This is a genomic window from uncultured Sneathiella sp. (assembly GCF_963976355.1).
GTDB lineage: Bacteria > Pseudomonadota > Alphaproteobacteria > Sneathiellales > Sneathiellaceae > Sneathiella.
This window is the reverse complement of the sequence record NZ_CAXBKA010000002.1, coordinates 295,378-320,595: the sequence shown is the minus strand read 5'-3', so window position 1 is coordinate 320,595 and position 25,218 is coordinate 295,378. Positions and strand designations below refer to the sequence as shown.

25 protein-coding genes and 1 tRNA gene are annotated in these 25,218 nt (G+C 56.8%); 11 read left to right on the top strand and 15 right to left on the bottom strand.

Annotation, left to right across the window (positions count from 1 at the left end; all coding sequences use genetic code 11):
• Positions 1-16 precede the first annotated feature (16 nt).
• The 7 genes from ppdK to AAC599_RS05240 form a co-directional block, all read right to left on the bottom strand.
• Positions 17-2,695 (bottom strand): pyruvate, phosphate dikinase, encoded by a 2,679-nt coding sequence (gene ppdK, locus AAC599_RS05270; protein WP_340149359.1) that lies wholly within the window; start codon positions 2,693-2,695, stop codon positions 17-19.
• A gap of 58 nt (positions 2,696-2,753) precedes the next feature.
• Positions 2,754-4,811 carry a glycine--tRNA ligase subunit beta gene (gene glyS / locus AAC599_RS05265; protein ID WP_340149358.1) on the bottom strand — a complete coding sequence of 686 codons (2,058 nt, stop codon included), beginning with the start codon at positions 4,809-4,811 and terminating at the stop codon, positions 2,754-2,756.
• The gene (locus AAC599_RS05260) at positions 4,812-5,705 is read right to left on the bottom strand and encodes a glycine--tRNA ligase subunit alpha (protein WP_340149357.1); all 894 of its coding nucleotides are present in this window, start codon (positions 5,703-5,705) and stop codon (positions 4,812-4,814) included.
• A gap of 84 nt (positions 5,706-5,789) precedes the next feature.
• Positions 5,790-6,011, bottom strand: coding sequence for a hypothetical protein (locus AAC599_RS05255; RefSeq protein ID WP_340149356.1), 222 nt, complete (start codon positions 6,009-6,011; stop codon positions 5,790-5,792).
• Between the two features lie 32 nt (positions 6,012-6,043).
• Positions 6,044-6,901: a S49 family peptidase gene (locus tag AAC599_RS05250; protein WP_340149355.1), complete on the bottom strand. Its 858-nt coding sequence runs from the start codon at positions 6,899-6,901 to the stop codon at positions 6,044-6,046.
• Between the two features lie 44 nt (positions 6,902-6,945).
• On the bottom strand, positions 6,946-7,755 hold the full coding sequence (locus AAC599_RS05245) for a methyltransferase (protein ID WP_340149354.1): 810 nt from the start codon (positions 7,753-7,755) through the stop codon (positions 6,946-6,948).
• Position 7,756: 1 nt separating this feature from the next.
• A complete protein-coding gene (locus AAC599_RS05240; protein WP_340149353.1) occupies positions 7,757-7,972 on the bottom strand; it encodes a DUF2007 domain-containing protein in 216 nt (71 codons plus the stop codon).
• Positions 7,973-8,096: 124 nt separating this feature from the next.
• Between AAC599_RS05240 and AAC599_RS05235 the strand changes: the two genes are divergently transcribed.
• From AAC599_RS05235 to AAC599_RS05215, 5 genes are all read left to right on the top strand, one after another.
• Positions 8,097-9,119, top strand: coding sequence for a polyprenyl synthetase family protein (locus tag AAC599_RS05235; protein WP_340149352.1), 1,023 nt, complete (start codon positions 8,097-8,099; stop codon positions 9,117-9,119).
• A gap of 113 nt (positions 9,120-9,232) precedes the next feature.
• A tRNA-Pro gene (locus AAC599_RS05230) sits at positions 9,233-9,309 on the top strand.
• Between the two features lie 123 nt (positions 9,310-9,432).
• On the top strand, positions 9,433-10,152 hold the full coding sequence (locus AAC599_RS05225; protein ID WP_340149351.1) for a phosphatase PAP2 family protein: 720 nt from the start codon (positions 9,433-9,435) through the stop codon (positions 10,150-10,152).
• A 154-nt stretch (positions 10,153-10,306) separates the two neighbouring features.
• A complete protein-coding gene (locus tag AAC599_RS05220; protein ID WP_340149350.1) occupies positions 10,307-11,782 on the top strand; it encodes an alkaline phosphatase D family protein in 1,476 nt (491 codons plus the stop codon).
• Positions 11,783-11,805: 23 nt separating this feature from the next.
• Positions 11,806-12,246 (top strand): VOC family protein, encoded by a 441-nt coding sequence (locus AAC599_RS05215; protein ID WP_340149349.1) that lies wholly within the window; start codon positions 11,806-11,808, stop codon positions 12,244-12,246.
• A 39-nt stretch (positions 12,247-12,285) separates the two neighbouring features.
• Here AAC599_RS05215 and AAC599_RS05210 read toward each other — a convergent pair whose 3' ends face one another.
• The 8 genes from AAC599_RS05210 to AAC599_RS05175 form a co-directional block, all read right to left on the bottom strand.
• Positions 12,286-12,759, bottom strand: a complete 474-nt coding sequence (locus AAC599_RS05210) for a hypothetical protein (protein ID WP_340149348.1) — start codon at positions 12,757-12,759, stop codon at positions 12,286-12,288.
• A 310-nt stretch (positions 12,760-13,069) separates the two neighbouring features.
• Complete coding sequence (locus tag AAC599_RS05205) at positions 13,070-13,261, bottom strand: hypothetical protein (protein ID WP_340149347.1); 192 nt, start codon at positions 13,259-13,261, stop codon at positions 13,070-13,072.
• Positions 13,262-13,349: 88 nt separating this feature from the next.
• Positions 13,350-13,775, bottom strand: coding sequence for a hypothetical protein (locus AAC599_RS05200; protein WP_340149346.1), 426 nt, complete (start codon positions 13,773-13,775; stop codon positions 13,350-13,352).
• A gap of 48 nt (positions 13,776-13,823) precedes the next feature.
• Entirely contained in the window at positions 13,824-14,243 is a 420-nt protein-coding gene (locus AAC599_RS05195; protein WP_340149345.1) for an ester cyclase, read from the bottom strand.
• Between the two features lie 34 nt (positions 14,244-14,277).
• Positions 14,278-15,321: an adenylate/guanylate cyclase domain-containing protein gene (locus AAC599_RS05190; protein WP_340149684.1), complete on the bottom strand. Its 1,044-nt coding sequence runs from the start codon at positions 15,319-15,321 to the stop codon at positions 14,278-14,280.
• Positions 15,321-15,698, bottom strand: coding sequence for a response regulator (locus AAC599_RS05185; protein ID WP_340149344.1), 378 nt, complete (start codon positions 15,696-15,698; stop codon positions 15,321-15,323). The genes AAC599_RS05190 and AAC599_RS05185 overlap by 1 nt, the downstream gene beginning before the upstream one ends.
• Complete coding sequence (locus tag AAC599_RS05180; protein WP_340149343.1) at positions 15,695-18,445, bottom strand: response regulator; 2,751 nt, start codon at positions 18,443-18,445, stop codon at positions 15,695-15,697. Before AAC599_RS05180 ends, AAC599_RS05185 begins: the two co-directional genes overlap by 4 nt.
• A 27-nt stretch (positions 18,446-18,472) precedes the next feature.
• Positions 18,473-19,234, bottom strand: coding sequence for a DUF3365 domain-containing protein (locus AAC599_RS05175; RefSeq protein ID WP_340149342.1), 762 nt, complete (start codon positions 19,232-19,234; stop codon positions 18,473-18,475).
• A 234-nt stretch (positions 19,235-19,468) separates the two neighbouring features.
• Between AAC599_RS05175 and AAC599_RS05170 the strand changes: the two genes are divergently transcribed.
• The 6 genes from AAC599_RS05170 to AAC599_RS05145 all read left to right on the top strand — a co-directional run bounded on the left by AAC599_RS05170 (position 19,469) and on the right by AAC599_RS05145 (position 25,170).
• Positions 19,469-19,906 (top strand): hypothetical protein, encoded by a 438-nt coding sequence (locus tag AAC599_RS05170; RefSeq protein ID WP_340149341.1) that lies wholly within the window; start codon positions 19,469-19,471, stop codon positions 19,904-19,906.
• A 111-nt stretch (positions 19,907-20,017) separates the two neighbouring features.
• Positions 20,018-20,467: a hypothetical protein gene (locus tag AAC599_RS05165; RefSeq protein ID WP_340149340.1), complete on the top strand. Its 450-nt coding sequence runs from the start codon at positions 20,018-20,020 to the stop codon at positions 20,465-20,467.
• Positions 20,468-20,590: 123 nt separating this feature from the next.
• Complete coding sequence (locus tag AAC599_RS05160) at positions 20,591-21,142, top strand: hypothetical protein (protein WP_340149339.1); 552 nt, start codon at positions 20,591-20,593, stop codon at positions 21,140-21,142.
• Between the two features lie 295 nt (positions 21,143-21,437).
• Positions 21,438-22,820, top strand: coding sequence for a hypothetical protein (locus AAC599_RS05155; protein ID WP_340149338.1), 1,383 nt, complete (start codon positions 21,438-21,440; stop codon positions 22,818-22,820).
• A gap of 207 nt (positions 22,821-23,027) precedes the next feature.
• On the top strand, positions 23,028-23,924 hold the full coding sequence (locus AAC599_RS05150; RefSeq protein ID WP_340149337.1) for an MBL fold metallo-hydrolase: 897 nt from the start codon (positions 23,028-23,030) through the stop codon (positions 23,922-23,924).
• Between the two features lie 139 nt (positions 23,925-24,063).
• Entirely contained in the window at positions 24,064-25,170 is a 1,107-nt protein-coding gene (locus tag AAC599_RS05145; RefSeq protein WP_340149336.1) for a hypothetical protein, read from the top strand.
• The last annotated feature ends 48 nt before the right edge of the window (positions 25,171-25,218 follow it).

The following is a 25,218-nucleotide window of genomic DNA, read 5'->3' as shown; positions in this document are numbered from 1 at the left end:
TCCGGGCTTTTTATTTTTACGCTTCAGAGACGCGCTGCAACCCGAGGGCGGCCTGCGCGGCGGCGAGCCTTGCAATCGGCACGCGATACGGCGAGCAGGACACATAGTCGAGGCCGACCCGTTCGCAGAAATCGATACTGGACGGATCGCCGCCATGTTCGCCGCAGATGCCAAGCTTAATATTCTCGCGCGTCGCGCGCCCACGCTCGGCGGCAATCTGCACCAGCTCGCCCACCCCGTCCTGATCGAGAGAGACGAAGGGATCGGTCTCGTAAATTCCCTGCGAGACATAGTCTTCAAGGAAGGAGCCGCTATCGTCCCGGCTGATGCCATAGGTCGTCTGGGTCAGGTCGTTGGTGCCGAAGGAGAAGAACTCCGCATCCCGGGCAATATCACCGGCCCTGAGCGCTGCGCGCGGCAGTTCGATCATGGTGCCGATCAGATATTCGATATCCTTGCCGGTCTCGCCATAGATGGCGCGGGCGACTGCCTTGATCTTGCCTTTGAGGATTTCCAGCTCCCGCCCCGTGGCGACCAGCGGGATCATGATTTCCGGGATCACGGTATCGCCGAGCTCCTTGCTGACTTCCGCTGCGGCCTCCAGAATGGCGCGGGCCTGCATCTCATAAATCTCCGGATAGGAAATGCCGAGACGGCAGCCACGGTGGCCGAGCATCGGGTTGAATTCATGGAGTTGCATAGCCCGGTGACGGAGCTTGCCCGGATCGGCGCCGAGGGCCTCCGCCAGTTCCGCAATCTCCTCATCGGTTTTCGGCAGGAATTCATGCAGCGGCGGGTCGAGCAACCGGATGGTGACCGGCAGGCCCGCCATGATCCGGAACAGATCGACAAAATCGCCGCGCTGATATGGCAGCAGTTTCGCGAGCGCCTCGCGCCGTTCCTCGGTGGTTTCCGCGAGGATCATCTGGCGCACAGAGACAATCCGTTCTGCATCGAAGAACATATGCTCGGTCCGGCAGAGGCCGACGCCTTCCGCGCCGAATTTCCGGGCGGTTTCCGCATCCAGCGGCGTTTCCGCATTGGCGCGCACTTTCATGCGGCGGATTTCATCGGCCCAGGACATCAGCTCGCCGAACTCGCCGGACAGCTCCGGCATGATCATGTCGACTGCGCCCAGCATCACCTCACCGCTGCCGCCATCGATGGTGACGATCTCGCCCTTCTTGTAGGTTTCACCCAGGACGCTCAACGTCTCGTTCTTGTAATCGATATTGAGCGATCCAGCACCGGAGACACAGGCCCGGCCCATGCCACGGGCAACCACCGCCGCGTGGCTGGTCATGCCGCCGCGGCTGGTCAGAATGCCTTTTGCCGCATGCATGCCGTGGATATCCTCAGGGCTGGTTTCGACGCGCACCAGGATGACGGCTGTCCCCTCGCCCGCGAGCTTTTCCGCCTCGTCACTGTTGAAGACGATCTGGCCGGAGGCGGCGCCGGGACTTGCCGGCAGGCCGCGGGCAATGACGTTCCGATCCGCGTCGGGATCGAGCGTCGGGTGCAGAAGCTGGTCGAGAGAGGCCGGATCAATGCGCTTCACCGCCTCGTTCTTGTCAATCAGCCCCTCATTCACCATATCAATGGCGATTTTGAGCGCGGCCTTCGCCGTGCGCTTGCCCGAACGTGTCTGAAGCATCCAGAGCTTGCCCTGCTGCACCGTAAACTCGATATCCTGCATGTCATGATAATGGGCTTCGAGCTTCTTGTAGACATCGACAAGCTGCGCGAACACCTCGGGGAAGACTTCCTCCATCGACGGTGCCTCGGCCCCGGCGTCAATACGGGACTGCTTGGTCAGGTTCTGCGGCGTACGGATACCGGCGACCACATCCTCGCCCTGCGCATTCACCAGGAATTCGCCGTAGAAGATTTTCTGTCCGGTCGACGGATCACGGGTGAAGGCAACGCCGGTCGCGCTGTCATCACCCATGTTGCCGAACACCATGGCCTGCACATTCACCGCCGTGCCCCAGCTTGCCGGGATATCATGCAGGCGGCGATAGGTAATGGCCCGCTGGTTCGTCCAGGAACCGAAGACCGCACCGATGGCGCCCCAGAGCTGATCCTGTACATTTTGCGGGAACGGACGGCCGAGTTCCTCCTCGACTTTCGCCTTGTACTGCCCGACAAGCCCTTCCCAGTCATCAGCGGTCAGATCGGTATCGAGCAGATAGCCGTTCTCTTCCTTCATGATTTCAAGAAGTTCCTCGAAATGGTAATGCTCCACCCCGAGGACGACATCGGAATACATCTGGATAAAGCGGCGGTAGCTGTCATAGGCGAAACGCTTGTCGCCGCTCTGGGCTTCCAGCCCCTGCACGGTCTCGTCATTGAGGCCGAGGTTGAGGACGGTGTCCATCATGCCGGGCATCGAGGCGCGGGCACCGGAGCGTACCGAAACGAGCAGCGGCTCTGCCGCATCGCCGAAACCACCACCGACGGATTTCTCGATCGCGTCAATGGCCGCGTCGACCTGCTCGGCGAGCGTGTCGGGATAGGTCTTGTCATTTTCAAGATAGGCTGTGCAGACTTCCGTCGTGATGGTAAATCCCGAAGGCACCGGCAGTCCGAGATTGCTCATTTCCGCCAGGTTGGCCCCTTTACCGCCCAGCAGATTGCGCATGTCTGCCGTGCCATCCGCCGTGCCATCGCCGAAAGAATATACCCACTTCGTCATCGTCAAATCGTCCTTCTTAATATTTGTCTCAACTCTTTGTACGCGCCAAAAGTAAAAATTAGCCTTCTATTTTCGATAAATCCGCAAGTTGATCCAATAAATTGCGGATGGTGGAGAGCAGCCGGAGCCGGTTCTCGCGAAGCTTCGCATCGTCGGCATTGACCGTGACCTTGTCGAAGAAGGCATCGACAGGTTTACGCAGCGCCGCCGCCGCCGTGCCCGCCGCCTCGAACTCGTCATGGGAGATGGCCCCGGAAACAAGTTTCGAGACTTCCCCGATCCGCTCCTGCAGCGCTTTTTCCGCGCCATCCTCCAGCAGGGTTTCATCGACCGGCTGGTCATAGGAAACGCCGTCCTTCTTTTCCTCGATCCGGAGGATATTGGCGGCGCGGCGATAGGCGATCAGCAAATTCGCGCCGTCATCGGAGGTGAGGAAATCGGAAAGCGCCGCAACCCGGGCCATCAGACGGACGAGATCATCCTCCCCGCCGTCACCAAATGCCGCGCTGATATAGTCATGTCGGACATTCTGTTCTTTCAGATGCACCTTCAGCCGGTCGGCGAAGAAGGAGAGCAGTTCCTCCGCATCCAGTTTCTCTTCTACCGAATGCAGGGCGCCGGATTTTTCAAAGATTTCCAGAAGCGGCAGGCGAAGGTCATTCTCCAGCACCAGCCGGATGACGCCGAGCGCCGCGCGGCGCAGGGCATAGGGGTCCTTCGATCCGGTCGGTTTTTCGTCAATGGCGAAGAAACCGGTCAGCGTATCGATCTTGTCGGCCAGCGCGACAATGACGCTGGTCGGCTCCGACGGGCAGCTGTCATTCGGCCCGAGCGGCGAATAATGCTCTTGAATGGCCGTGGCGATGGCGTCGTTCTCTCCGTCATGGAGAGCGTAATAGCGGCCCATCAACCCCTGCAGATCGGCGAACTCACCCACCATCTCGGTCGTCAGGTCGGCCTTCGAAAGCAGCGCCGCCCGGTCCGCAAGCTCGACATCCGAGTTTGGCACATAGGGAGCAATTTCGGCGGCGAGCGTCTTGATCCGCGCGACCTTCTCCCGCACCGTACCAAGCTTCGCATGGAAGATGATCTTCTCAAGAGCGGGTACGCGGCTTTCAAGGCTCGTCTCGCGGTCCTTGTCCCAGAAAAACTTGGCATCCGAGAGCCGGGCGCTCAACACCCGTTCGTTCCCCTCGGTGATCATCCGCCCGCCATCCTCGGCACGCAGGTTCGCCACCACGATAAAGCGCGGCGCCATCTTGCCGTCCGGCCCTTGAAGCGAGAAATATTTCTGGTGGCTGCGCATGGCGGAGATCAGCGCCTCCTCCGGCACCTCAAGGAAGCTGGTGTCAATCGACCCGATCAGGCTCTCCGGCCATTCAACAAGACCGGCCACTTCCGTGAGTAGCGCCGGATCGTCAATGAGCGAGAGCCCCTCGACTTCCGCGAGACGGGTCGCGTCCGCCTTGATCATCCGTGCCCGGTCCGCCGCATCGAGGACCACATAGGCATTCTTGAGCCGCGCCTGATAATCGGCGAAGTCCTTGACCGTGATCGCCTCTGGCGCCATGAAACGATGGCCGAAGGTCTGGTCATTGGCGCTGAGATGTTCCCATTTGAGCGGCACAACAGCTCCGTCGAACAGGCAGAGTATATTATGCAGCGGTCGCACCCAGCGCGCGGAATACGGACCCCATTTCATCGGCTTCGGCCAGGGCAGCGCCGAAATCGCGTTATTCAGAAGATCGGGCAGCACCTCGATGGTCGCGCGTCCCTTGGATTCGATCACCGCGTAATAGAAGGCGCCCTTCTCCGTCTCCCGCTCCTCCAGCTGATCGCGGGTGAGCCCGGCGGATTTCATGAAACCCTCGATCGCCTTGTCCGGTGAGCCGACACGGGGACCGCGCTTTTCCTCAAACGTATCCAGCTGTTCCGCCGGCAGGCCCTCGACCGCGACGGCAAGCCGCCGGGCGCTGACATAGCCGCGCGCCGACTCGAATTCGAGCCCGGCATCCTTCAGACCGGCGCTTACCAAGCGCGCCAGATCCTCAGCCGCCTTGTTCTGCATGCGCGCAGGAATTTCCTCGGAGAATAGCTCCAGCAGCAGTTCCGCCATTTACGCCTCCTCCTTGAGGTGACCACGGGATTTCAGCCACTGGCCGCAGCAAGCCCGCGCCAGCGCCCGCACCCGCCCGATATAGGCCGCGCGCTCGGTCACGCTGATCACGCCGCGCGCATCCAGCAGGTTGAAGATATGGCTCGCCTTCATGCACTGGTCATAGGCCGGCAGCGCCAAGCCTGCGTCCAAAATTTCCCGGCACTGGATTTCCGCATCCTCGAAATGACGGAGCAGGATATCGACATTCGAATGCTCGAAATTATAGGCGGAGAATTCCTGTTCGTTCTGCAGGAAGATATCGCGGAAGGTAACCCCGTCGTTATTCCACTTGAGATCGAAGAAGCTGTCCACGCCCTGCACATAGAGCGCCAGCCTTTCGATGCCGTAGGTCAACTCACCAGATACCGGGCTGCATTCAAAACCGCCGACCTGCTGAAAGAAGGTGAACTGGCTCACCTCCATGCCGTCGCACCAGACTTCCCAGCCGAGGCCCCAGGCGCCCAGGGTCGGGCTTTCCCAGTCATCCTCGACAAAGCGGATGTCATGGTTCTTGGGGTCGATGCCGAGCGCGTAGATGCTCTCGAGATACAGTTCCTGAATATTGTCGGGGGACGGCTTCAGCAGCACCTGAAACTGGTAGTAATGCTGTGTGCGGTTCGGGTTTTCGCCATAGCGGCCATCGGTCGGGCGGCGGCAGGGCTGCACATAGGCAGTCTTCCACGGCTCGGGGCCGAGAGAACGCAGGGTCGTGGCCGGATGAAAGGTACCCGCCCCCACTTCCATATCGTAGGGCTGCAGGATCACGCAGCCTTTGGAGGACCAGAAATGTTGTAATGTCAGGATAAGATCCTGAAGGGAATTGGACGGCGCGGACGCCACATTATCCGCCATGCTACTACTGACCTTGTAAGAAGAGTTGCGCCGCAACATAAAGCGCAGAAGTTGACGGGTCAACCGGCCACAGGCGGCTTTCGGCTATTTATCCTTACAGGAATGTTCACCGAGGTCGGCAACGAAGGAACCGCAGCGCGGGCATTCCTCCAGATCGAGCATCTTGTCGGCGGAACTGCCCTTGAATTCCTTGTTCTTCCTCGATTTTTCAAGATTCGGGGCAATCGAATTGCGGTAAATGCGATGGGCAAGGAAGACGGCGCCGATCACCAGCAGGATCAGGATGATTTTCATTGGTGAGAACATTTGCCGCTTCCCCCTCTACTAAAGCCCGCGAATCACAGGCCGAACCGGCCCCAGGCCCCCTGATTGCGGATCGCCTCGGTCAGGGCCTCGACCGCATCCGCGCCGATGGTCTGCTTCTCAAGGCCAAGCTTCCTTGCCAGGAAGCCGCGCCGGCCGCCGAGTTTCTTGAAACGCACCTTGTCGCCGTATTTTTCCCGGCAGAAGGATCGCATATCGGCAATGCCATCGACAAGGCCGAGATCGACCGCCTTCTCGCCAACCCAGATATCACCGGAAAACAGCTCCTTGTCTTTGCGCTTTTTCAGCCGCTCGCCGCGGCGGGTTTTCACCAGATCCTTGAAGTTGTCATGAATTTCGCCCTGGATTTTCTTCAGCCAGAGGATATCGTCCTCCTTCTCCGGGCTGAACGGGTCCAACTTGACCTTGTTTTCTCCCGCCGAATAGAGCCGCCGGTCGACGCCGAGTTTTTCCAGCAGTCCCGGAAAACCGAACCCGGCGGAGACAACGCCGATGGAGCCGATGACCGAGTTCTTGTTGATGTAAATCTCATCCGCGCAAAGGCCGAGCCAGTATCCGCCCGACGCCATTACATCCTCGGCGAAGGCATAGACCGGGACTTCCTTCTCGTCCGCGAACTGCCGGATGCGATCGAAAATCAGCGAGGATTGCACCGGCGAGCCGCCCGGCGAATTGATCAGCAACGCCACCGCCGACACGCCCTTCATCTCGAACGCCGTCTCGATCTGCTCTTCCAGGCTTGCCAGATTGAGATTTTCCCCGCGCAGCTTGCTGCCGCCGGAAGCAATCACGCCGTGCAGCGGCAACACGGCCACCAGCGGCGATTTGTCGAAAAACCGCTTGAGCGGCGTCTTCTTGATCAGTTCTTTCATTTTCATGGCGTTAAGTTAAGGATTTAACCGCTCTGTACAAGTCTTTATTGCGACAGGACATCCGTAAAAGTTGCGCCGAAGCGCGATATGCGTTCCGCCGCCTCGGTCGGCTTGCCGCCGCTTTCATGCAGGACAAGCCCCGCCGTCAGCTCCAGCGGCCCCTTGTCGCCCTTTATTCCCTGCACGATGACGCGCTTGGCTGCCGCGCCCGCCTCCGGCCAGAGCGGAATGACCTTGAGACTGCCGCAACCGCTTGAGAGCAGCGAGAGTATCTCCTGCAACCGTTCTGCCCGGTGGATCACCGTGACCGTGCCCTTCGGCTTTGTCCGTGCGACGCAGAATTGGAGCCAGTCCTGCAGCGGCACGCTCCCCTCTATCCGCGCGAGGGTCCGCCCCGCCGTCTTGGCATCGCGCCCCCGGCCCTTGCCGTAAAAGGGCGGATTGGTGAACACATGGTCGAACCCGGCCTCAAGGAAGGATTTGCCGCCGGGGCCCGCTTGCTCAGCGAATGACTTGCGCGCGCCGATATCCGCCTCGATGATGCGCATTTGACCTGAAAAGCCGTTCTCCGCCGCATTTTGGACAGCAAGAGCAGCCAGTTCCGATTGCACTTCAATTCCCCAGAGCGCACAGTCCCCGAGACGATGCAGCGCACAGAGACCCGCCGTGCCGACCCCCGCGCCGACATCGAGAAGCGTCTCGCCGGGCTTCGCCTCGACCGCCGCCGCCAGCAGCACCGCATCGGAACCGGCACGAAAGCCGTCGCGTGGCTGCATCACCGAAAGGGCGCCGCCCAGAAACCGGTCCGTCGTCAGGGTTTCCCCTATTTCCGGCTGAACCATTAGCTTGTCCATATCATCCGGCGGGCCCCTCCCCGATATCCACCAGTATCTGCTTGGCCCGGGCCAGATCCTCGGCCAGCACCATCACCCGCCGCTGGATCGCGCCGATGCTCCCCTCCAGAACGGAGGTATGCTCGTCGAGCAGGATCGCCTCGATATTCTCCTCTTCCAGCACGCTCATCAGATAGGACAGCAGCACCGGATCATTACTTCGTATCAGTTCCTTCACTTGCCCCTCAAATCCTCACAATTTCCTTGACCGGCGAATATATCGCGCTTACTTGACCCTTCGCAATCTTAAGCTATGCTCTTAATTAAACAAGTTTCTTGGCGATCCGACGAATGAGGGAAAATTGGCCATTATCGTAAATCTCGACAGACAGAAAGACCGCGGGACAAAGGCGTCGATCACGCGGCTGATGAAAATTGTCGAAAAGGATCTTGCCGACACCAATGACATCATTCTCGATCGCATGCATAGCGAGGTGGAGCTGATCCCCACCCTTGCGCGGCATCTGATCGCGGCGGGCGGCAAGCGCCTGCGCCCTGTTCTCACCCTCGGCTCGGCGAAGCTCTGCGGCTATGAGGGTGATCGCGCGAAGAAACTCGCGGCCTGCGTCGAGTTTATTCATACCGCTACACTTCTTCACGATGATGTCGTTGATGAGAGCGATCTTCGACGTGGCAACGAGACGGCGAACGTTCTCTGGGGCAACCAGGCGAGCGTGCTGGTCGGCGACTTCCTGTTCAGCCGCTCCTTCCAGTTGATGGTTGAGGATGGCTCGCTGGAAGTCCTCTCGATCCTCTCCAACGCCTCCGCCGTGATCGCCGAGGGCGAGGTGATGCAGCTCATGAATGTCGGCGATACCAACACGACGGAAGACAGCTATCTTCAGGTCATCTCCTCCAAGACCGCCGCGCTTTTCGCCGCCGCCTGCGAGGTCGGTGCCGTGGTCGCCGAGCGCCCGAAAGCGGAAGCGCAGGCCCTGCAAAGCTTCGGCCGCAATCTCGGCATTGCTTTCCAGCTTGTCGATGACGCGCTTGACTATTCCGCCGAGCAAGAAGCCCTCGGCAAGACCATCGGCGATGACTTCCGCGAGGGGAAAGTCACCCTGCCCATCCTGCTCGCCTTCCGCCGCGGCAATGCGGAGGAGCGCGCCTTCTGGAAACGGGTGGTCGAAGACGGCAAGCAGGAGGAAGGCGACCTTGAACAGGCGCTCGAGATCATCAAAAAACATGCCGCCCTCGACGATACGATCGAGCGGGCGCGCCACTACGGCGCCATGGCCAAGGACGCCCTCGGCATTTTTGAGGAGAGCGAGACGAAAGAGGCCCTTTTGGAGGCTGTCGATTTCTCCATCGAGCGGGCCTTCTAGAAATTTGCGGGAAAATGGGCGGCGAGGTCATTTCGCCCTTGCAGAAGCCGCCCAAACCCGATTATAACCCACTTGCTCTCGCCGGACCCAACTTTCCACGGGCACGGCACGGTCGGGGTGTGGCGCAGCCTGGTAGCGCACGTCGTTCGGGACGACGGGGTCGGAGGTTCGAATCCTCTCACCCCGACCATTTTTTCTTCTAAATCAGCCTCCCTTCACATGCCGGTGGACAGTTCCGCCACGCGGGCCTACTGTTCCCAGACATAAGGATGTACCGCCCGGCAAGGCCGGGTAGCCTGAAAAAGAGGGCGATATGATGGCGTGCGATGCGCAAAACCCCGGTGGCCGTTTCAGGGCCGGACGCCAGTTAGCGATCTCGGCACTGCTCCTCGCGCTCGTGATGTTTCTGTTCGAATATACCGGGCTCGACTTTCAGATTTCCGATAATTTTTATGATGGCACAGCATGGATTGTCGATGCAGATCAGCCGGTTACACGGTTTTTCTTCTATGATCTGCCAAGATGGCTGCTGATCGCCTATGGGAGCAGCCTCTGCATCCTGTTCCTGCTCTCTTTTGTCCTGAAACCCTGTGAGAAGTTCCGGACCCGCAGGATTCTTTTTATCATTCTTTGCGCCATTCTCATCCCGCTGACCGTCGGCACCGGCAAGAAGATCTCCAACGTCTATTGCCCCTATCAGCTGACGGAATATGGCGGCACCAAACCGCATCTCTGGCCGTTTCAAGAGAGGGTTTCGGGCGATAGCGGCAAATGTTTCCCCGCCGGCCACGCGTCCGCCGGATTTGCGCTGCTGCTCTTCATCCCCCTCGCCCGGACGAGAAAGGGAATGATCACGGCCACGGTGGGAGCAATGGCAGCCGGATGGATCATGGGCGGCTACCAGATGCTGAATGGCAGACACTTCCTCTCCCATACTCTCGTCACAATGCTGCTCAGCTGGATAATTGTCTGCCTGCTGTATTTTCTGGTGATGGAAAGCCGCCTCTTAAAAGGGAACTGGCTCAAGAGTTGATAGAGCTTATTTTCCTATAACCTATTTTCAACTTTCCCTAAAATTTGAATAAGTTAAGGCATAAATGCCGGATTTTTGCGGCCTTGCGGCTCGCGTCATCTATGCCTAAACTTCCTCTCAACATTTGTATCGCGTAAAATCAGGAGGGTTCCCGATGGCAAATCTGAAGGTTGGGCCGGTTCTGGGGGTGGAGGCGGAGACGGCTTATACGGTTGTCTTTTCTACCGCGACGGACATACAGGCGGCGGAATGGGTGGTTGGCGGCACGGCCAAACCCTGCAAGATCGTCGGAAGCACCCCAGGCTCCACCGTCTGGCGGGGAGAGCAAACGGTAGCTGCGCCCACCGGCGAGAGCGGCAAAGAGGTTTCCTACCAGATCAAGCTTGATGGCGCGGTGGCAAGCTGTGGCAATGGCCGCACCCAATGGACCTTCTATGTGCCCGGCAAAGGGGAGCAGCCGACATTCGCCTATGGCTCCTGCAACGGCTTTTCCGATCTCGCCCTCATGCACAAGACGGAAAACCCCTATTGCCTTTGGCAGAAGATGGAAACGGATCACGTGAAAGCGCCCTTCTCCCTCCTCCTCATGGGCGGGGATCAGCTCTATGCAGATAGCATCTGGACCTCGGTGCCGGAGTTGCAGGACTGGAACGCGCTGCCCCAGGACGACAAGCTCGCCCGCGTGGCCAATATCAAAATGCGCCCGCAGATCGACAAATTCTATGAAAAGCTCTACCAGACCCGCTGGACCGACCCGTCCATGAGCCTGATGCTGGCCAGCATCCCCTCGGTCATGATGTGGGACGATCATGACATCTTCGATGGCTGGGGCAGCTTTCCCGATGAGCTGCTGGAGAACGATGTCTTTCAGTATATCTTTCAAACCGCGAAGAAATATTTCGAGATGTTCCAGATCCGCTCGCGCTTCAATGCGAGCCTGCTGGACAAGACGGCAGATCATTATGCGTTCGGCTTTTCCTTCCGTGGATACAATATCCTCGCGCTCGATAACCGGGCGGAACGCACCCTGCAGCAGGTCATGAGCAGCGACCAGTGGGCGGCGCTGATTGCCCATCTCGATACGGTGACGACGGGGCATCTGCTCGTCCTCTCCGCCGTGCCGGTGGTGTATCGCGATTTCTCCTTCACCGAGAGCCTGTTCGACGCGACCCCGTGGGAAGAGGAACTGACCGATGACCTCAAGGATCACTGGCGCTCGAAAAACCATCAGGGGGAGCGCGCGCGGCTGATCCACCGGCTGCTTCAGAATGCGGCCAGACGCAAGCCGGAAGAGAAAACCGTCATCCTCTCGGGCGATGTGCATATCGGCTGTATCGGCGTCATCCATGATCAGGCGCGGAGTGTTAAAGTCCATCAGGTGGTCTCGTCGGGCATCGTCCATCCCTCCCCCAGCCGTCTGCAGTGGCTCGGCATCATGGCAGCGACCAACGACCGCACGGAGTATCTGGATGAGGCGCAGGACATCCGCATTTCCATGCTCACCCCCTTTGCCTCGGACCAGTATATCCGGGCGCGGAATTTCGTGACGCTGGAACTTGGCACGGACGACAAGCTCTGGATCAACTGGCAGAGCGAAGGCAAGGACGAACCCAGCTATCCCATCGAATAACCGGTATCAAAGAAAGGCGGCGAATGATGATTACCCATTTTGACCATGTCACGGTCGCCGTACGCGACCTTCAGGCGGCCATCGATTTTTTCGCCCTGCTCGGCTTTGAGGAGGATAAGAGGGTTGTCATCAAGGGTGAACCGTTCAGCGGCTATATGGGCGTTGACGAGATCGAGGCGGATCATATCACTCTTGCCGTTCCGGGGCTAAGTCCCCGCTTCGAAGTGCAGATCCTGCATTACCGCAATCCGGAGGCGGCGGCGATGACCGCGAACGATCCGCGCCTCGACAAGCTCGGCTTCAATCACATCTGTTTCGCGGTGAAGGATGCGGAGGCGATGGTCCGTCATCTCAAGTCCCATGGCGTCGAGGTGAAGAGCGAGCTTAAAGCCTTTCACAGCCGCCAGTTGTTCTTCCTCACCGGAACGGAAGGCATCACTGTCGAGCTGGCGGAGTGGCAGTAAGAAACACTGGTCCTCGCCACCCCTCCGCCTAGTCTCTCGTTATGGACGGCACTGGAAGGTAACCGTCCGCGAGCCATCGTTGTTATTGACGATGCTGGCGATGACCTGATTGTTGCCGGTGCTCGCACAATAGGCCTGCGCACTCCGAGAGGCATTCACCAGTTCCTGATCGGTCCGATAGGTATAGATCAAATTGGAGTTCTGGATCGGCGTTGCGGTGCTGGTGACCATCGGCACGCATTCAAAGACGACGGATTTGGTGCCGTCCGAATTCGTCGAGAAGGTATCGGGCCGCGATGCGAAATTATATTGGCGGCAATAGGTCTCAGCGCGCTGATTAACCTCGATCAGCTCGTCATCGCTGTGATATTTATAAGTCACTGTCGGGTTGCTCGCGTCCACCTGCTTCGGCGGCGGATTCTGCGCGGCACAGGCCGCCATTGCCGCACTGGCTGCGAGAAGGACTATCATTCTGGTTGGTACTTTCTGAAATCCTGATCCGTATTTTCTCATCACTCTCACCTCGATAAGACCCCGCAAGGGCCGGCTAAGTTTGCGCCGCGAGAAGGAACCGTAAGCGGCTGTTATTTTGGACAAATCAGCGCAATGGCGATATCGGGAGCGGGACCGATTGCACGGCGGATTTGCGCTTCACCAACCAACGGATCGGGATAAAGTTCCCTCGTCTCCTTCACCTGCTTCGATATACGGGGTGCAGGCGCTGTTATGGACCGTAGATGAGCGGGTTTTTAAATGTATGACCGGATACCGGCGCGGAGGGAGGCCGCCGCCATGATGGCGGCGATCTTCCGGCTTTACGGTATCAGTGACAATGAACGATGCCGGTTTTCTTTTCCATATGGCAGCATTGACCGGGCGGTGAGCTTTTCCGGCATCCGCCGCCGTGATGGATGATCTGGTTCTGTATGCCGGGTGAAACCGGGCTGTTTGCCAGAACCGTACCCGTTGCAAGGCTTAACCCCGCCGACAGGATCGCCGCAAGAATTACGCGCACAGGCCTCTCCTTCCCGTAAAAGGAAATTTATAGCAGCTGGCCGAATTTTTCGCAACAAATGCGGGAATTGTTAAATATCAATCCTCTTTTAAAGCGCCAGTGTGTTCAGCCAGGCGTCATGCTTGTTGCAGAGGGAGACCACATAGAGGCGGTTTTTCAGGCCGGAAATATCATGCTTCGTGATCGGGGCGTCGGTCTCCGGGTTGAACAATGTCTCCTCGACGAATTCGAGATTCTCGTCGAGCAGGATATGCTTGACGATATAATGGACATAGCCATCCATTTCATGGCCGGTCGTCACCTCGATCGTATTGCCGCTGCGTTCGATCGACGGGGTGTGGGTAGCCTCCTTCCCCTGCCAGCGGCCGGGCGTGTCCATGGTGTAATAGAGCGAACCCGCGAGGTTCGATCCCATCGGGTCGAGCATGCCGCCCGCAAACGCAGGCTTCGGCATCGCCACGGAAGAGGCAATGCCGATCAGCCCCAACCCTTTCAGAAAAAACCGCCTGTGCATTCCGTTCTCCTTTAATGTCAAAATCGCCCATGTTGCCCTGCCGGGCTTCTAGCTCTCACTCAAAAGCCCGACCTGCCGCAAAAAATCGAGGCGGTCAAGCACGCTCCAATGCTCTTTAATTTCATTGTCTTCAACCAGAATTATATCGATCACTTCATAACTTGCCGTCCTGCCCGTCGGTGCGGCCCCATGAAATTGACCGGTATGGGTTCCGGAAAATTTTTTACGCGTCCAGACCTTCCTGCCGTCCGATATCTGGTCCAGAATCTCGATGCGCCCGTCGGTGAAGGCGTCCCGCATGCCCGAAAACAGCTGTCGCATCCCGTCCCGCCCCTGCGGCATGTCCGGCCGGGCCGAATGATTGACAAAATCCGCGGCGAACAGCTCATCGACGAGCGCGATATTCCCCCGGTTCTGAATTTCCTCAATCATGCGATTGACAACTTCCGTTGCGTGATCGGACGGCATATTCCTGTTTCCACCAATTCCTTGCGTGCTTCGGTCAGCGAAGGGCAATCGCCTCGACGATGTCCAGCTGTCCCTTGCCCTTGATATCGATAACGCCCAGCGCCCGGGCATCGCATTCTTCCTTGATTTCCTCCCAGGCCGCCGCGGTCATGGCCACGGCACCGGGCGTGCCATGCTCGACCAGCCGCGCGGCGATATTCACCGTGTCGCCCCAGACATCGAACAGGAACTGCTGCTTGCCGACGATCCCGGCGACCACGGGCCCGAAATGCAGACCGATCCGGACTTCCCAGTTCGGCTCCATGGTGCCGGCAATGCGCGACATCTCAAGGCCGCAGCGCACCGCCGTCAGCAGCGGCGCCTCCACCGGGCGCAGCAGTCCGCTGGTCGCCATGAAGGCATCGCCGATGGTCTTGATCTTCTCCATCTGGTGATCCTCGACGATTCCCTCGAACGCCTCGATCAGGGCCTGCAGATGGGAGACAACGGTTTCCGGCAAATTGCGGTCGCAATAGGCGGTAAAACCGACGATGTCGCAGAAGAGGATCCCCACCGCCTCGTAATGGCGGGGCCGGACAATGCCCGTCTCCTTCAACTCCTGCACCGCCGTCGCCGGAATGATCGCATGCAACAGCTCATCGGTGCGCTTCTGCTCGGCCAATATCTGGGCGCGGTAGGCTTCCTCCTGATCGCGCAGGCGTTTCTTCTCGAGCGATGCCGAAACCCGGGCCCGCAGCAGGGTCGCGTTGAAGGGCTTGGGCAGGAAATCCTCGGCCCCGAGTTCAATGCATCTCACGACGCTCTCAAGTTCATCCGCCGCCGAAATCATGATAATTGGAATATGGCGAAGAGTCGTGTCTTGCTTGACGGTTTCCAGAACCTCATAACCGTCCATTTCCGGCATCATGATATCCAGCAGCACAAGATCGAAAGGTTCCGATCTTATCTTTTCCAGTGCCTCAATGCCGTTGACCGCCGTTTCCAGCTGCCGGCAGCCGCTTTTCTTGAGGCGCCGGGACAGGGTAAAGCGGTTGTCCTCGTTATCATCGACCACCAGAATGCGGGCGTCCTCATTCATCACGCGCCCTCTCCCCCGCCGAGATACTGCTGTATCTTGCCCATCAGCCGCGCAAAATCGACCGGCTTGGTATCGAAGTCATCACACCCCGCCGAGAGCGCCTTCTCCCGCTCCCCTTCCAGCGCATGGGCCGAGAGCGCAATAACCGGAATGGCCTTTGTCTCGTTGCTCGATTTAAGCTGGCGCGTGGCTTCCCAGCCGTCCATCTTCGGCAGACTGAGGTCCATCAGGATCAATGCCGGCTTCTCGCGTTTCGCCGCCTCGATCCCGGCAGCGCCGTCACCGGCGGTCAGCACCTCGAACCCTTTGCGTTTCAGGCGCCGGGACAACATGTAGATATTGTCCTCATTGTCTTCGACATAGAGGATTTTGGTCATTGTTCTTCTCCAGTCCGGGAGGATTTCGCGGCGAAGTGACGGCCGATATGACGGCGCACTTCGTCCAGGAACGACGGCGTTCCATCCGGGGATTTTCGGATAATCTGCTCAACCCCGCCATTGAGCCGCCGCCGGTCCTCCTCCGAGATATCGGCCCCGGTGATCACCACCACGGGAACACCGCGCGCCTCGGGGATGGATTTGATCGCTTCGACAAATTCAAAGCCGTCCATCTCCGGCATGATCAGGTCGAGAAGGATCAGATCCGGAATGGCGTTGTGCACCAGTTCAAGGCCGGTCCGGCCGTTGACCGCCTCGCGCACGCGCCAGCCTTCACTTACGAATATCCGCCGCATGAGCTGACGGGTGGGGCCGTCATCCTCGACAATCAGCACATTGCCGCCGCTGCCGTTCAGCTTGTAGCGCTCCAGCAGGGTCAGCAGCCGTTTTCGGTCAACCGGCTTGGTCATATAATCGGCAACGCCCAGCGAAAACCCCTTATGCTTGTCATCGACGATGGAGACCATCAGCACGGGGATATCCTTCAGCTCCGGCTCCTCCTTCAGTTCCTGAAGCAGGGTCCAGCCATCCTTGCCCGGCATCACCACATCAAGGGTGATTAGCGCCGGGCGGATTTTCTGCGCCTGTTCCAGTCCTTCATGACCGTTGCTGGCGGTCGCGACCTCATAGCCTTCGGTCTCAAGGAAGCGGCGCAGGATATCGCGGGCGACCGGGTCGTCATCCACGACCAGCACAATGTTCGATCCGGGATCGCTGTTAAACGGCAGGGCGGACTGTATTTCCCCATCCGTGGTAGCGGCATCCACCCCCGTCGATATCTCGAGGGGCAGACGGACACGGAAGATCGAACCGGTGCCGGGCGTGCTCTCCACCGTCACATCGCCGCCCATCATCCGGCAGAAGCGCTGCGAAATCGCTAGGCCGAGGCCGGTACCGCCATATTTGCGGGTGGTCGATGAATCGGCCTGGGAGAAATCACTGAACAGCCGTTCCAACTGCTCGGGCGTCATGCCGATGCCGGTGTCGGAGACGGAAATCTCGACGCTGTTATCCGCCTCCTGCCGCACGGTAATGCCGACCGTTCCGTTCTCGGTGAATTTGCAGGCATTGCTGATCAGGTTGAAAACCACCTGCCGCACCCGCGTCACATCGGAGGTCATCTCGGGCAGGCTATCGGGCAGCTCCACGTCGATCTTGTTGTTGTTCGGTGTCGCCAGCGGCGTTGCCATATCCACGCAGTCGCGGATGACGGAGGCGAGATCGAAGCTTTCCACATGCAGCTCCATCTTACCCGCCTCGATCTTGGAGAGGTCGAGGATGTCGTTGATCAGCTTCAGAAGATGCTTGCCGGCGCGGCTGATCCGCTGCAACGGCTCGATCAGGTCCTCGTCGCCATCGTCGATTGCGTCTTCCTCCAGCATTTCGGTAATGCCAATCACCGCATTCAGCGGCGTGCGGAGTTCATGGCTCATATTGGCAAGAAACTGGCTCTTGGTCTTGGTCGCCTTCATCGCAACATCCCGCGCCTCGGCCAGCCGGTCCACCATCTCACCAAGTTCCGTCTCGCGCGCCTTGGCCTCGGTGATATCCGTGAAGACCCCGACGATGCCGCCATCGGCCGTTTTCTGCTCGTTGATCCTGAGCCACTGGCCGTCAGCCCGGAGATGCTCGTAAGGACCCGTCGGGTTGCGATGCCGCTGGATCCGCTCCTTCAGCCATTGCTCCTCATTTTCCTGCGCCGCGACAATCATCTTTTTCGCGACGGCGGCCGAGATGATTTCCTCATAGCTGATGCCCTTGTCGATCGACAGGCCGAGGTAGTTATACATCTCGCGATATTTGCGGTTGCTGACGATCAGCCTGTCATCCGCGTCATAAAGCGCGAAGGCATCGGTCACGGCCTCGATCGCCTCCAGCAGCTTTTCCTGCGCATAGCGCGCCTCGGCCTGCGCTTCCTCGCGTTCCTCGGCGAGGCGGTCACGCTGGATCAGGCTGTCGCGGAACAGGGTCAGCGTGCGGGTCATCTCGCCAATTTCATCGCGCCCGGCGGGAGGAATCTTCTCCTCAAGATTGCCATTCGTAATCGACCGCATGGAGGTCACCAGCCGCAGAAGCGGCGTCCGGATGGAGCGGAGCACGAGGAAGGTGAGCAGCAGGCCGACAAGCGCAGCCGCGGCGATGATATAGAGGGACAGATTGACCGTTTCCCGCGCGGCGCTGAGCCCGGCGCTGCTCTGGGCCAGCGATTCCTTCTCCAGTCGGCTGACGATCTCGGAGAGATGGTTGTCAATCGTCTGGATATGGACCCGCGCCTTGGCCATCAGGGAATTTCCGATCACCCGGCGGTCATCCGTATAGGCATCGACCGCCAGCAACGCCTCCTTCATCAGCAGGTCAAGCTCCTCGTTGATCAGCGCGACCCGCTCCGGATCATAGGCCTCGATCTGCGACAGGCTCGACGTCAGGGAAATGCGCGCCGCCTCGGCATTGCGTTCCGACAGGGTGAGCAGGCTGACGGCGAGGTCAGCAAGCCAGAATTTGAGATCGCCGAAGGACTTGCTGGCCGCATTGGCCGTGGTCATCCGGCTGACGACCTCCGCCTCGGCGGCGATGGTTTCCGCATTGTGGGTCAGGCGGTTGCTGAGGAACAGGTTGGAGCCGACAAGGATCGCCAGAAGCGCCACGCTCAGGATTGAAAGCCGTGTGAGAATGGAGAAATTGCTCATCTGGTTATCGCCTTTGGCAGGGCAGCGTTATTTTTGATAGAGAGTCACACTGATGACACCACCGAGATCGCCGACCTTGCCTCCCTCTTTGGGGTAACCGGTCACATCCAGCTCGCCCTTAGGCGAGCCATGGCAGGAGAGACACCCCTCCCCGTAATATTCCGGCACCAGAACGCGGAACGCCGGACGACCGTCCTTCTCCGCCTCGGCCGAGAAGACCGCGCCCTTTTCCCAGCCCGGGGCCGAGAGATCATTGCGGATCGCCTTGACTTCCCAGTCGTCAGGGCGCGCCTTGCGGTTGCGGATCAACTCCGGCGGGGCCGTGACCTTGACCTCGGCCTCCTCTCCCATATTGCGCTGGAATTCCTCATTCACGAGACGGGCGAAAACCGCGGGCACAAAACCCTTGAAGCCGATATCGGGCTGATTGATGGTATCCTGATTCTCTTCCACCACCTGATGGATGGCCTCTACCTGCGCCCGGAGCAGCCGGCTTTTGAGGGTATCGGACGAGAGGTCCGGCGCCTCTCCGCCTTTCGCCTTCGTAAATTTCTCGATCGCGCGCGCCTGGACGACAGCCCCGGTGAGCCCCTTGTCGCCAATGGCGGGATCATTGATCAGCTCCTGATTTTCCCCGATGACCGAACGGGCGGATTGCAGCATGGTGGCGAGATCGATCGCAATATCGTAATCGCTGTCTTGCTCAGCTGCCTGCGCGGGAAAGGACGCAAACAGGACAAAACTGCATAGCAGGACCAGCAGGATCCGTATCCTCCGCGTGATAGACATTCCATCCCTCCGATCCACGATGTTAACAACCCCCGGCGCCCGAAAAGACGCGACAAACAGCCTATCAAGTCACGCCCGATCCGTAAAGCGCCCCGTTGGCACGGGCGGCGGTCAACGGAGCAGTTTTTTTGGTTAATACTTGAACTCATACATTATAAATATTACAGTTTGGAAATATACATACCGCCCTTCACTCTCGGGAATCCGGTATTATCAAGCGCAACGAGGTTTTTTATGAAGTGGCGTAAGGTAGCGTCGGGTTCATTTACAAATATAAAATATGAAACGAAAGAATCCGGCGGCGAATATTTACATTTAGTCACTCCCGGCAGCCTGCTGGATCGGGATGACCGTGCTCCGGTGTATGAGGCGACCCTCAATCTGACGAAATCTGAAAATTATTTCTGTATTCTGGATAACCGGCTGGGCAAGGAGAATCTTCTCTCCATGGCCGACATGTCCTATTTCGGCGATACCCTTGTCGAACGGGGGATCAAGCGGTTTTTCTATGCGGTTGTGACCCACGATCCGTCCTATGACAATATGATCAAGCTGATCAAGGCCATCGCGGCAACGAAGAATATCGAAGTCGATGCCATGTCCACCCCGGATTTCGAGGCAGCGGAGGAGTTTATCCTGAGCCGGATGAAAAATTTCGTCAAATATGACTGAAATTTTAGCGGAAATACAAACCGGATGCGTCGCTAGAAGCAAATTCATAAAAAGCTAATTAAAGTTTGTCTCCCTCGAAATATTCTGGTTTATTGATAAAGAAAAGTAAGTTTGTTAATTTTGCGGAACGATCGTTTGAACGGATGTATCGTCTCATCCGGGACCACCCCCAATATTGACTGGGAAACCAGCGGGTTTTCCGGCCAGTTTCTTCATCGAATCAAAATAACAGGACCGATTGGCCTGGAAGAACGACTGCCGGTCTACCGGGCGACACTGGATATCAGCAAGTCGAAGGATTATTTTGCCCTTGTCGATAACCGGGACGGCCATGAGGATACGATGTCCTATCCGGTCATGCTGCGCTTGTGCGAACTGTTTCTCGAGGCCGGGGTCAAGAACATCTGCACCGCCATCGTCACCAGCAACGAGCGCTACAAGGACATCACCAAACTCAGCAGCGCCGTCGCCACCCTCAAGAACCTCCGATTTGAAAACACGACGACCGCCGACTTTGCAGAGGCGGAAAAATTTATCCTGTCCCGGTTGCGGGAGGCGTAAAAGTTCCCTTTCGCGCCGAAAATCAGCAGATAATAGTTGTTTATTTTTGAACTATTAATTGCTATAGATGCAAAGCATTTAGACTATGATTGTACCCATCTCATTGCTATCGAGTATCCAGTGATGACCTATCATTTCCGCAAAACCTCCTCCGTCTCTCTTTTCCTGACAGTCAGTCTCCTGCTCACCCTGATTTTGCTTGCCCAGCCACGGTCCGCGGCGGCCGCCAATCTTTTGGAGCCCAGCGACCTTGTCGGGACTATCTGGCTGGCCTCTGACGCCCATGACAGAACGACAATCGATCGCCACGGCAAGACCAGTGTCAAGACGGGCAAGAATATCTATATTGAGTTTCTTGGCGACAACACGGGCGTGTTCACCGTCAAAATCCATTGGTGGAATGTCGACGCGAAAATAAATGTCGTCGAATATGCGGTCATGGTGCATGAGGCCGAAAATTTCTATCACTATGTGGAAGAGGATCATCCGAATGACAGCAGCTTCCCCGGCATCGCCGCCAGCGGCACCTTCCGTCTCATCAGCGAGTCAGAAGCAGAACTGACGCAGATCGGCCGCCTTCTGGATGGATCCGCCAGTGCCTTCGTCACCCGCCTGCAGCTGGTGGAGCGCGCACCTGAAGTACCGCTCAAGCAAAGCTATCCGCCGTCAGAATAAAAGCTGACCGAAGACGGTAAATAACATCCCTGTTTCCAAAACGGCCTGCTCGATCCGGCGCCTGACCGGAGGATTGCTCGCGACCGCACGAAGAAGAGCCATAAACAAGAAAAACAACTGTTCACAAAAGCAGTTGAGCCGCCGTCAAATTTTCGAGCGTGCCAGAGAACCAGCATCTCATATTACCCATTCTCTCCGCTGAAAACCTGTATATCGCAATTTATCTGACGATACATATTGCGGGAATTCAGGAACGGCATGCTCTGATTTATTATTCAATTTATTGGAGAAAACCATGTCCCTATTTGACGACATAATGGCCGAAGTCCTGACCTTGCTTTACGATAACTCGGAAGACACCCGAATTCTAGATGAGAACGGCAACTTCATCGAACGCGCTGCGTTGATGCGATCGAGCAGGAAAATCACCAAATATTATATCACCCGATTTGTCAGCCGTGCCGGCAGGGCTTTCGTTGACGCCCGACTTGAAGAAAGCTATCGGCGTTATCGGGAAAACTTCAGTGCCGGGAACCGGCAAATCCGCGAGACCGCGATCAGGGAAAGATTTGTCCATGAACATGCCGTCGCCCTTGCCGACTATCTGGCTCCACGTTTGATGTCATATATCCTGAACGTCCCCGCCCGCACCCTTATAGAGATCGGCGGTAATCTCGACGACGCTATCACCGCAGCCACAGGATACGAATCAAGACGACTTACAATCGACTTGATGATTTTCTTTTTCCTTTTCGTCATTCCCGGATTCTTCTTACTAACCGGTTCGAATTTTTTTATACACGCGGACGAATTAACTCCGTTCATGATTACCTATCTAGCAACAACGGTAATCGGAATGCTTGGTTTTGCTCTTCTTGAGTCCATACTCCGCCACACATCTCTGAAAACCTCTTCCATTGGCGGAAAAATTATTGTCCGCGGACTTGCCGGAACTGTCAAAATGGATAAACATCAAGACAAGTTTCTACGAAGCTTTGCTTTTCCGGATGCACCGAATTTGTCGGGCGCAGACGCCGAAAAAGTATGGCAAGATCTTATTGATCAGGTCGCGCCGCGGTCAGCGAACGTTAGTTTAACGATAGAACTCCTAAACACCAACCCGGCGCAATTTTTTGCAGTTGCCTTAAACATCCGGGAGCTTGCCGATCTAATTCTGCAAAATTCACCTTTGCATGAAGAACTGATCCGGATACTGATCCAATTTATCGTACCGGATCATTTCTGGTCCACCATCAATACATTGCTTCCGGTACACCACAACGAAACTGACTCCGAATACGAAATAAGTATCGATATCCGCAGACTCACCGGGGACAGCGATAGCAGCGAAGAAAACGAGGATGATGAAAAGTCTGGTTATAACAGCGATGGTAAAGAGGATGATAAGGCCGATCACAATGATGATGACGACAATGATGATGGCAAGGACGACGAAAAGGCGGAATTCGAACCTCCAACGCCGGGCCAGGGACAGGCAACAGGCAGCAGAATCGACCCAGCAGGCTTGCGTCGTCGATTAACTCCGGCGGAAATTCACGATAGACGCCGGTTTGCCCAGAAATCCATTCGCGACATGGAAGATGCACAAGGTAAGACCGATAATGATGATGAGCAGGACGATGACGGCCCTGATTCAAAAGGTAAGAAGAATAAGTAAAATCGTCAGAAGAAGCGGAGTCATTTCTCTATAAACGAAATACTCCGCTTTTCGCGTTACCTGCGGTAATTTCCTGCTCCGGAATTGCCGCAGGGAAGTTTTGATCGATGTTTTCCGGCAAATCCGGTGCGATAGGTCCATAAATAACATTCCTGTTGCCGCTCCGGTTCTATTCGTTACAATTGCCAAAAACCGGAAAGCAGGATCATGGCAGTAAAAGTCCCGTTTAAAAGAGACTTGGAATTTGAATATGGCGTATCGGAGGAGCTGAGCCCGATGGTCCGCCGGGTGATCGCCCAGAACCCGAGCGCCTTTACCTTTCACGGCACCGGCACCTATATCATCGGCAAGGGGGAAGTTGCGGTCATCGACCCGGGCCCGCTCGACGGGGCACATGTCGGGGCGCTGATGGCGGCGCTGAAAGGCGAGATGGTCACCCATATCCTGATCACCCATACCCATCGCGATCACTCCCCCGCGGCCGAGCCACTGAAGCAGCTGACCGGCGCGAAAACATATGGCTTCGGCCCGCATGGCGGTGGCAAGATGGGCACCGGGCTGGAAGAAGGCGGCGATATAGATTTCGTCCCCGATGTCGCGCTGGAGGATAACGATGTCATCCTCGGCAATGGCTGGACCGTCGATGTCATCCATACGCCGGGGCATCTCTCCAACCATGTCTGCTTCGGCTTGCGGGAGGAAAACACCCTTTTCACCGGCGATCATGTCATGGGCTGGTCGACGACGGTCGTCTCGCCGCCCGACGGCGATATGAGCAGCTATATGAAGAGCCTGGAGAAGTTACTTCATTTTGATTATGAGACCTACTGGCCGACCCACGGCCCGGCAATCACCGAAACAAAGCCCTTTGTCGAGGCCCTGATCGCCCATCGCCATGACCGCATGGACCAGATCCGCGACTGCCTCAAATCCGGCCCCATGCATATTCCCGAGATGGTCAAGAAAATGTACACCGATGTGCCGGCAAACCTGCATCCGGCGGCGGCACGGTCCGTTTTCGCGCATATCCTGCATATGGTCACGACAGGGGAAGTCGGCGCCGATGGCCCGGCAAATGAAAAAAGCCTGTACAGCCTGAAATAAAAACCTCCAAGGCTATACGCCAAAATCTTTCCGCGGGGACATGGCCCGCTCGGGATCTCCCTGTCTTTGCGCACGCGCCTGTCACAAAGCCCATCTGCCGACGTTATTGAGTATCAACTCAAAAATGTCGGAGATACCCATGTCAGACAACCCGAATGATTCCAGCAACCAGAACGATCCAAATGACGAAGAGAAAAAGGATGATTATTCAGACATCGCTGGTCCCAAAAAAGACAAGAATGACCCAGCACCGAATTTCTTTGAGAATAGCCGTCCTCTTGAATCCGTACATTTTCTGCGCAACTCCGAGCTGATATTTGGCTATGTTGATGAAATATATAAATCAAACAAAACCGATTTTGCCTCAGATAATTTTGACTTTTATACTTTTTTTCTTAATTCATTCCATCCGGGAAAAGCTCTACCGAACCAGGCGTCTGTTAAACAGCAAATCCAGAAAGCCATTTCAAAAATTCTGCTTTTACAACAAAATCCCGACAACCAGGCTACGCTATGGAATAACTTAGAAAACAAGAAAGTATCGGGATTTTTACATGTAGGAATTCAGCTCCCGACCGCCAGCAGTAACTTTTTAGGCGTGAAAGAATTCAACAAACATATGGATATTGAAGGAAGTTATTCAGATCTTGAAAATGCGAACATCTGCTTTTCCATCACCACGCCGCGCAGCTTGGAAGAATATAAGAGTATCACTGAAACGTCCCGTATCGTCATCCATCTTTCCATATCGCCGGAAACATTCTGGCAATCGGAAATGGCGCTCAACCTGGTCAAAGAATTGCAAAAATTTCCCTTCATATTCCAATTCAAGGTCCGCGATACGAAAAATTTCAACAAGGCCGACAGCATTGTTATATATTCGGCAATTGACTATGAAGAAACCTGGAAGCAGATCGGGAAAATCGTCACTAAAATTATCCCGGCGAATTGCCGGACGGACTACACCTTGCCCTTCGCAACATCTCTCGAAAAAGGAATAGTTGCGAACATACCGATTGATTTATTTGTGCCCAATATCAGCGCAGTTAAAATATGCTCCTTTACAGAAGGACTGGGGATAATGAGCCGGTGGGCTTACATGATGGCCATGAATACGGCCCCCCATTATCTTGATGACAGGCTCTCCATATTTCAGGGCATACTCGCGGCAATATTCAACAAAAACAAATTGATTGTTACGAAAGACGGCATGCTCAGCCAACCGGAGCGACTTGGCAAGAAATAAATACGGCGGCGGGAGTCATTCTTCACTGGCATCGGTTAGAACCGCCGC

Bases quoted from the DNA above. Each gene is read 5' to 3' on its own strand.
- AAC599_RS05175 (WP_340149342.1), bottom strand. From the start codon at position 19,234: ATGTCTATCACGCGGAGGATACGGATCCTGCTGGTCCTGCTATGCAGT.
- AAC599_RS05225 (WP_340149351.1), top strand. From the start codon at position 9,433: ATGATGGCGTGCGATGCGCAAAACCCCGGTGGCCGTTTCAGGGCCGGA.
- AAC599_RS05260 (WP_340149357.1), bottom strand. From the start codon at position 5,705: ATGGCGGATAATGTGGCGTCCGCGCCGTCCAATTCCCTTCAGGATCTT.
- AAC599_RS05215 (WP_340149349.1), top strand. From the start codon at position 11,806: ATGATGATTACCCATTTTGACCATGTCACGGTCGCCGTACGCGACCTT.
- AAC599_RS05200 (WP_340149346.1), bottom strand. From the start codon at position 13,775: ATGCACAGGCGGTTTTTTCTGAAAGGGTTGGGGCTGATCGGCATTGCC.
- AAC599_RS05155 (WP_340149338.1), top strand. From the start codon at position 21,438: ATGTCCCTATTTGACGACATAATGGCCGAAGTCCTGACCTTGCTTTAC.
- glyS (WP_340149358.1), bottom strand. From the start codon at position 4,811: ATGGCGGAACTGCTGCTGGAGCTATTCTCCGAGGAAATTCCTGCGCGC.
- AAC599_RS05185 (WP_340149344.1), bottom strand. From the start codon at position 15,698: ATGACCAAAATCCTCTATGTCGAAGACAATGAGGACAATATCTACATG.
- AAC599_RS05245 (WP_340149354.1), bottom strand. From the start codon at position 7,755: ATGGACAAGCTAATGGTTCAGCCGGAAATAGGGGAAACCCTGACGACG.
- AAC599_RS05255 (WP_340149356.1), bottom strand. From the start codon at position 6,011: ATGTTCTCACCAATGAAAATCATCCTGATCCTGCTGGTGATCGGCGCC.
- AAC599_RS05150 (WP_340149337.1), top strand. From the start codon at position 23,028: ATGGCAGTAAAAGTCCCGTTTAAAAGAGACTTGGAATTTGAATATGGC.
- AAC599_RS05210 (WP_340149348.1), bottom strand. From the start codon at position 12,759: ATGAGAAAATACGGATCAGGATTTCAGAAAGTACCAACCAGAATGATA.
- ppdK (WP_340149359.1), bottom strand. From the start codon at position 2,695: ATGACGAAGTGGGTATATTCTTTCGGCGATGGCACGGCGGATGGCACG.
- AAC599_RS05160 (WP_340149339.1), top strand. From the start codon at position 20,591: ATGACCTATCATTTCCGCAAAACCTCCTCCGTCTCTCTTTTCCTGACA.
- AAC599_RS05195 (WP_340149345.1), bottom strand. From the start codon at position 14,243: ATGCCGTCCGATCACGCAACGGAAGTTGTCAATCGCATGATTGAGGAA.
- AAC599_RS05170 (WP_340149341.1), top strand. From the start codon at position 19,469: ATGAAGTGGCGTAAGGTAGCGTCGGGTTCATTTACAAATATAAAATAT.
- AAC599_RS05145 (WP_340149336.1), top strand. From the start codon at position 24,064: ATGTCAGACAACCCGAATGATTCCAGCAACCAGAACGATCCAAATGAC.
- AAC599_RS05180 (WP_340149343.1), bottom strand. From the start codon at position 18,445: ATGAGCAATTTCTCCATTCTCACACGGCTTTCAATCCTGAGCGTGGCG.
- AAC599_RS05190 (WP_340149684.1), bottom strand. From the start codon at position 15,321: ATGAATGAGGACGCCCGCATTCTGGTGGTCGATGATAACGAGGACAAC.
- AAC599_RS05220 (WP_340149350.1), top strand. From the start codon at position 10,307: ATGGCAAATCTGAAGGTTGGGCCGGTTCTGGGGGTGGAGGCGGAGACG.
- AAC599_RS05250 (WP_340149355.1), bottom strand. From the start codon at position 6,901: ATGAAAGAACTGATCAAGAAGACGCCGCTCAAGCGGTTTTTCGACAAA.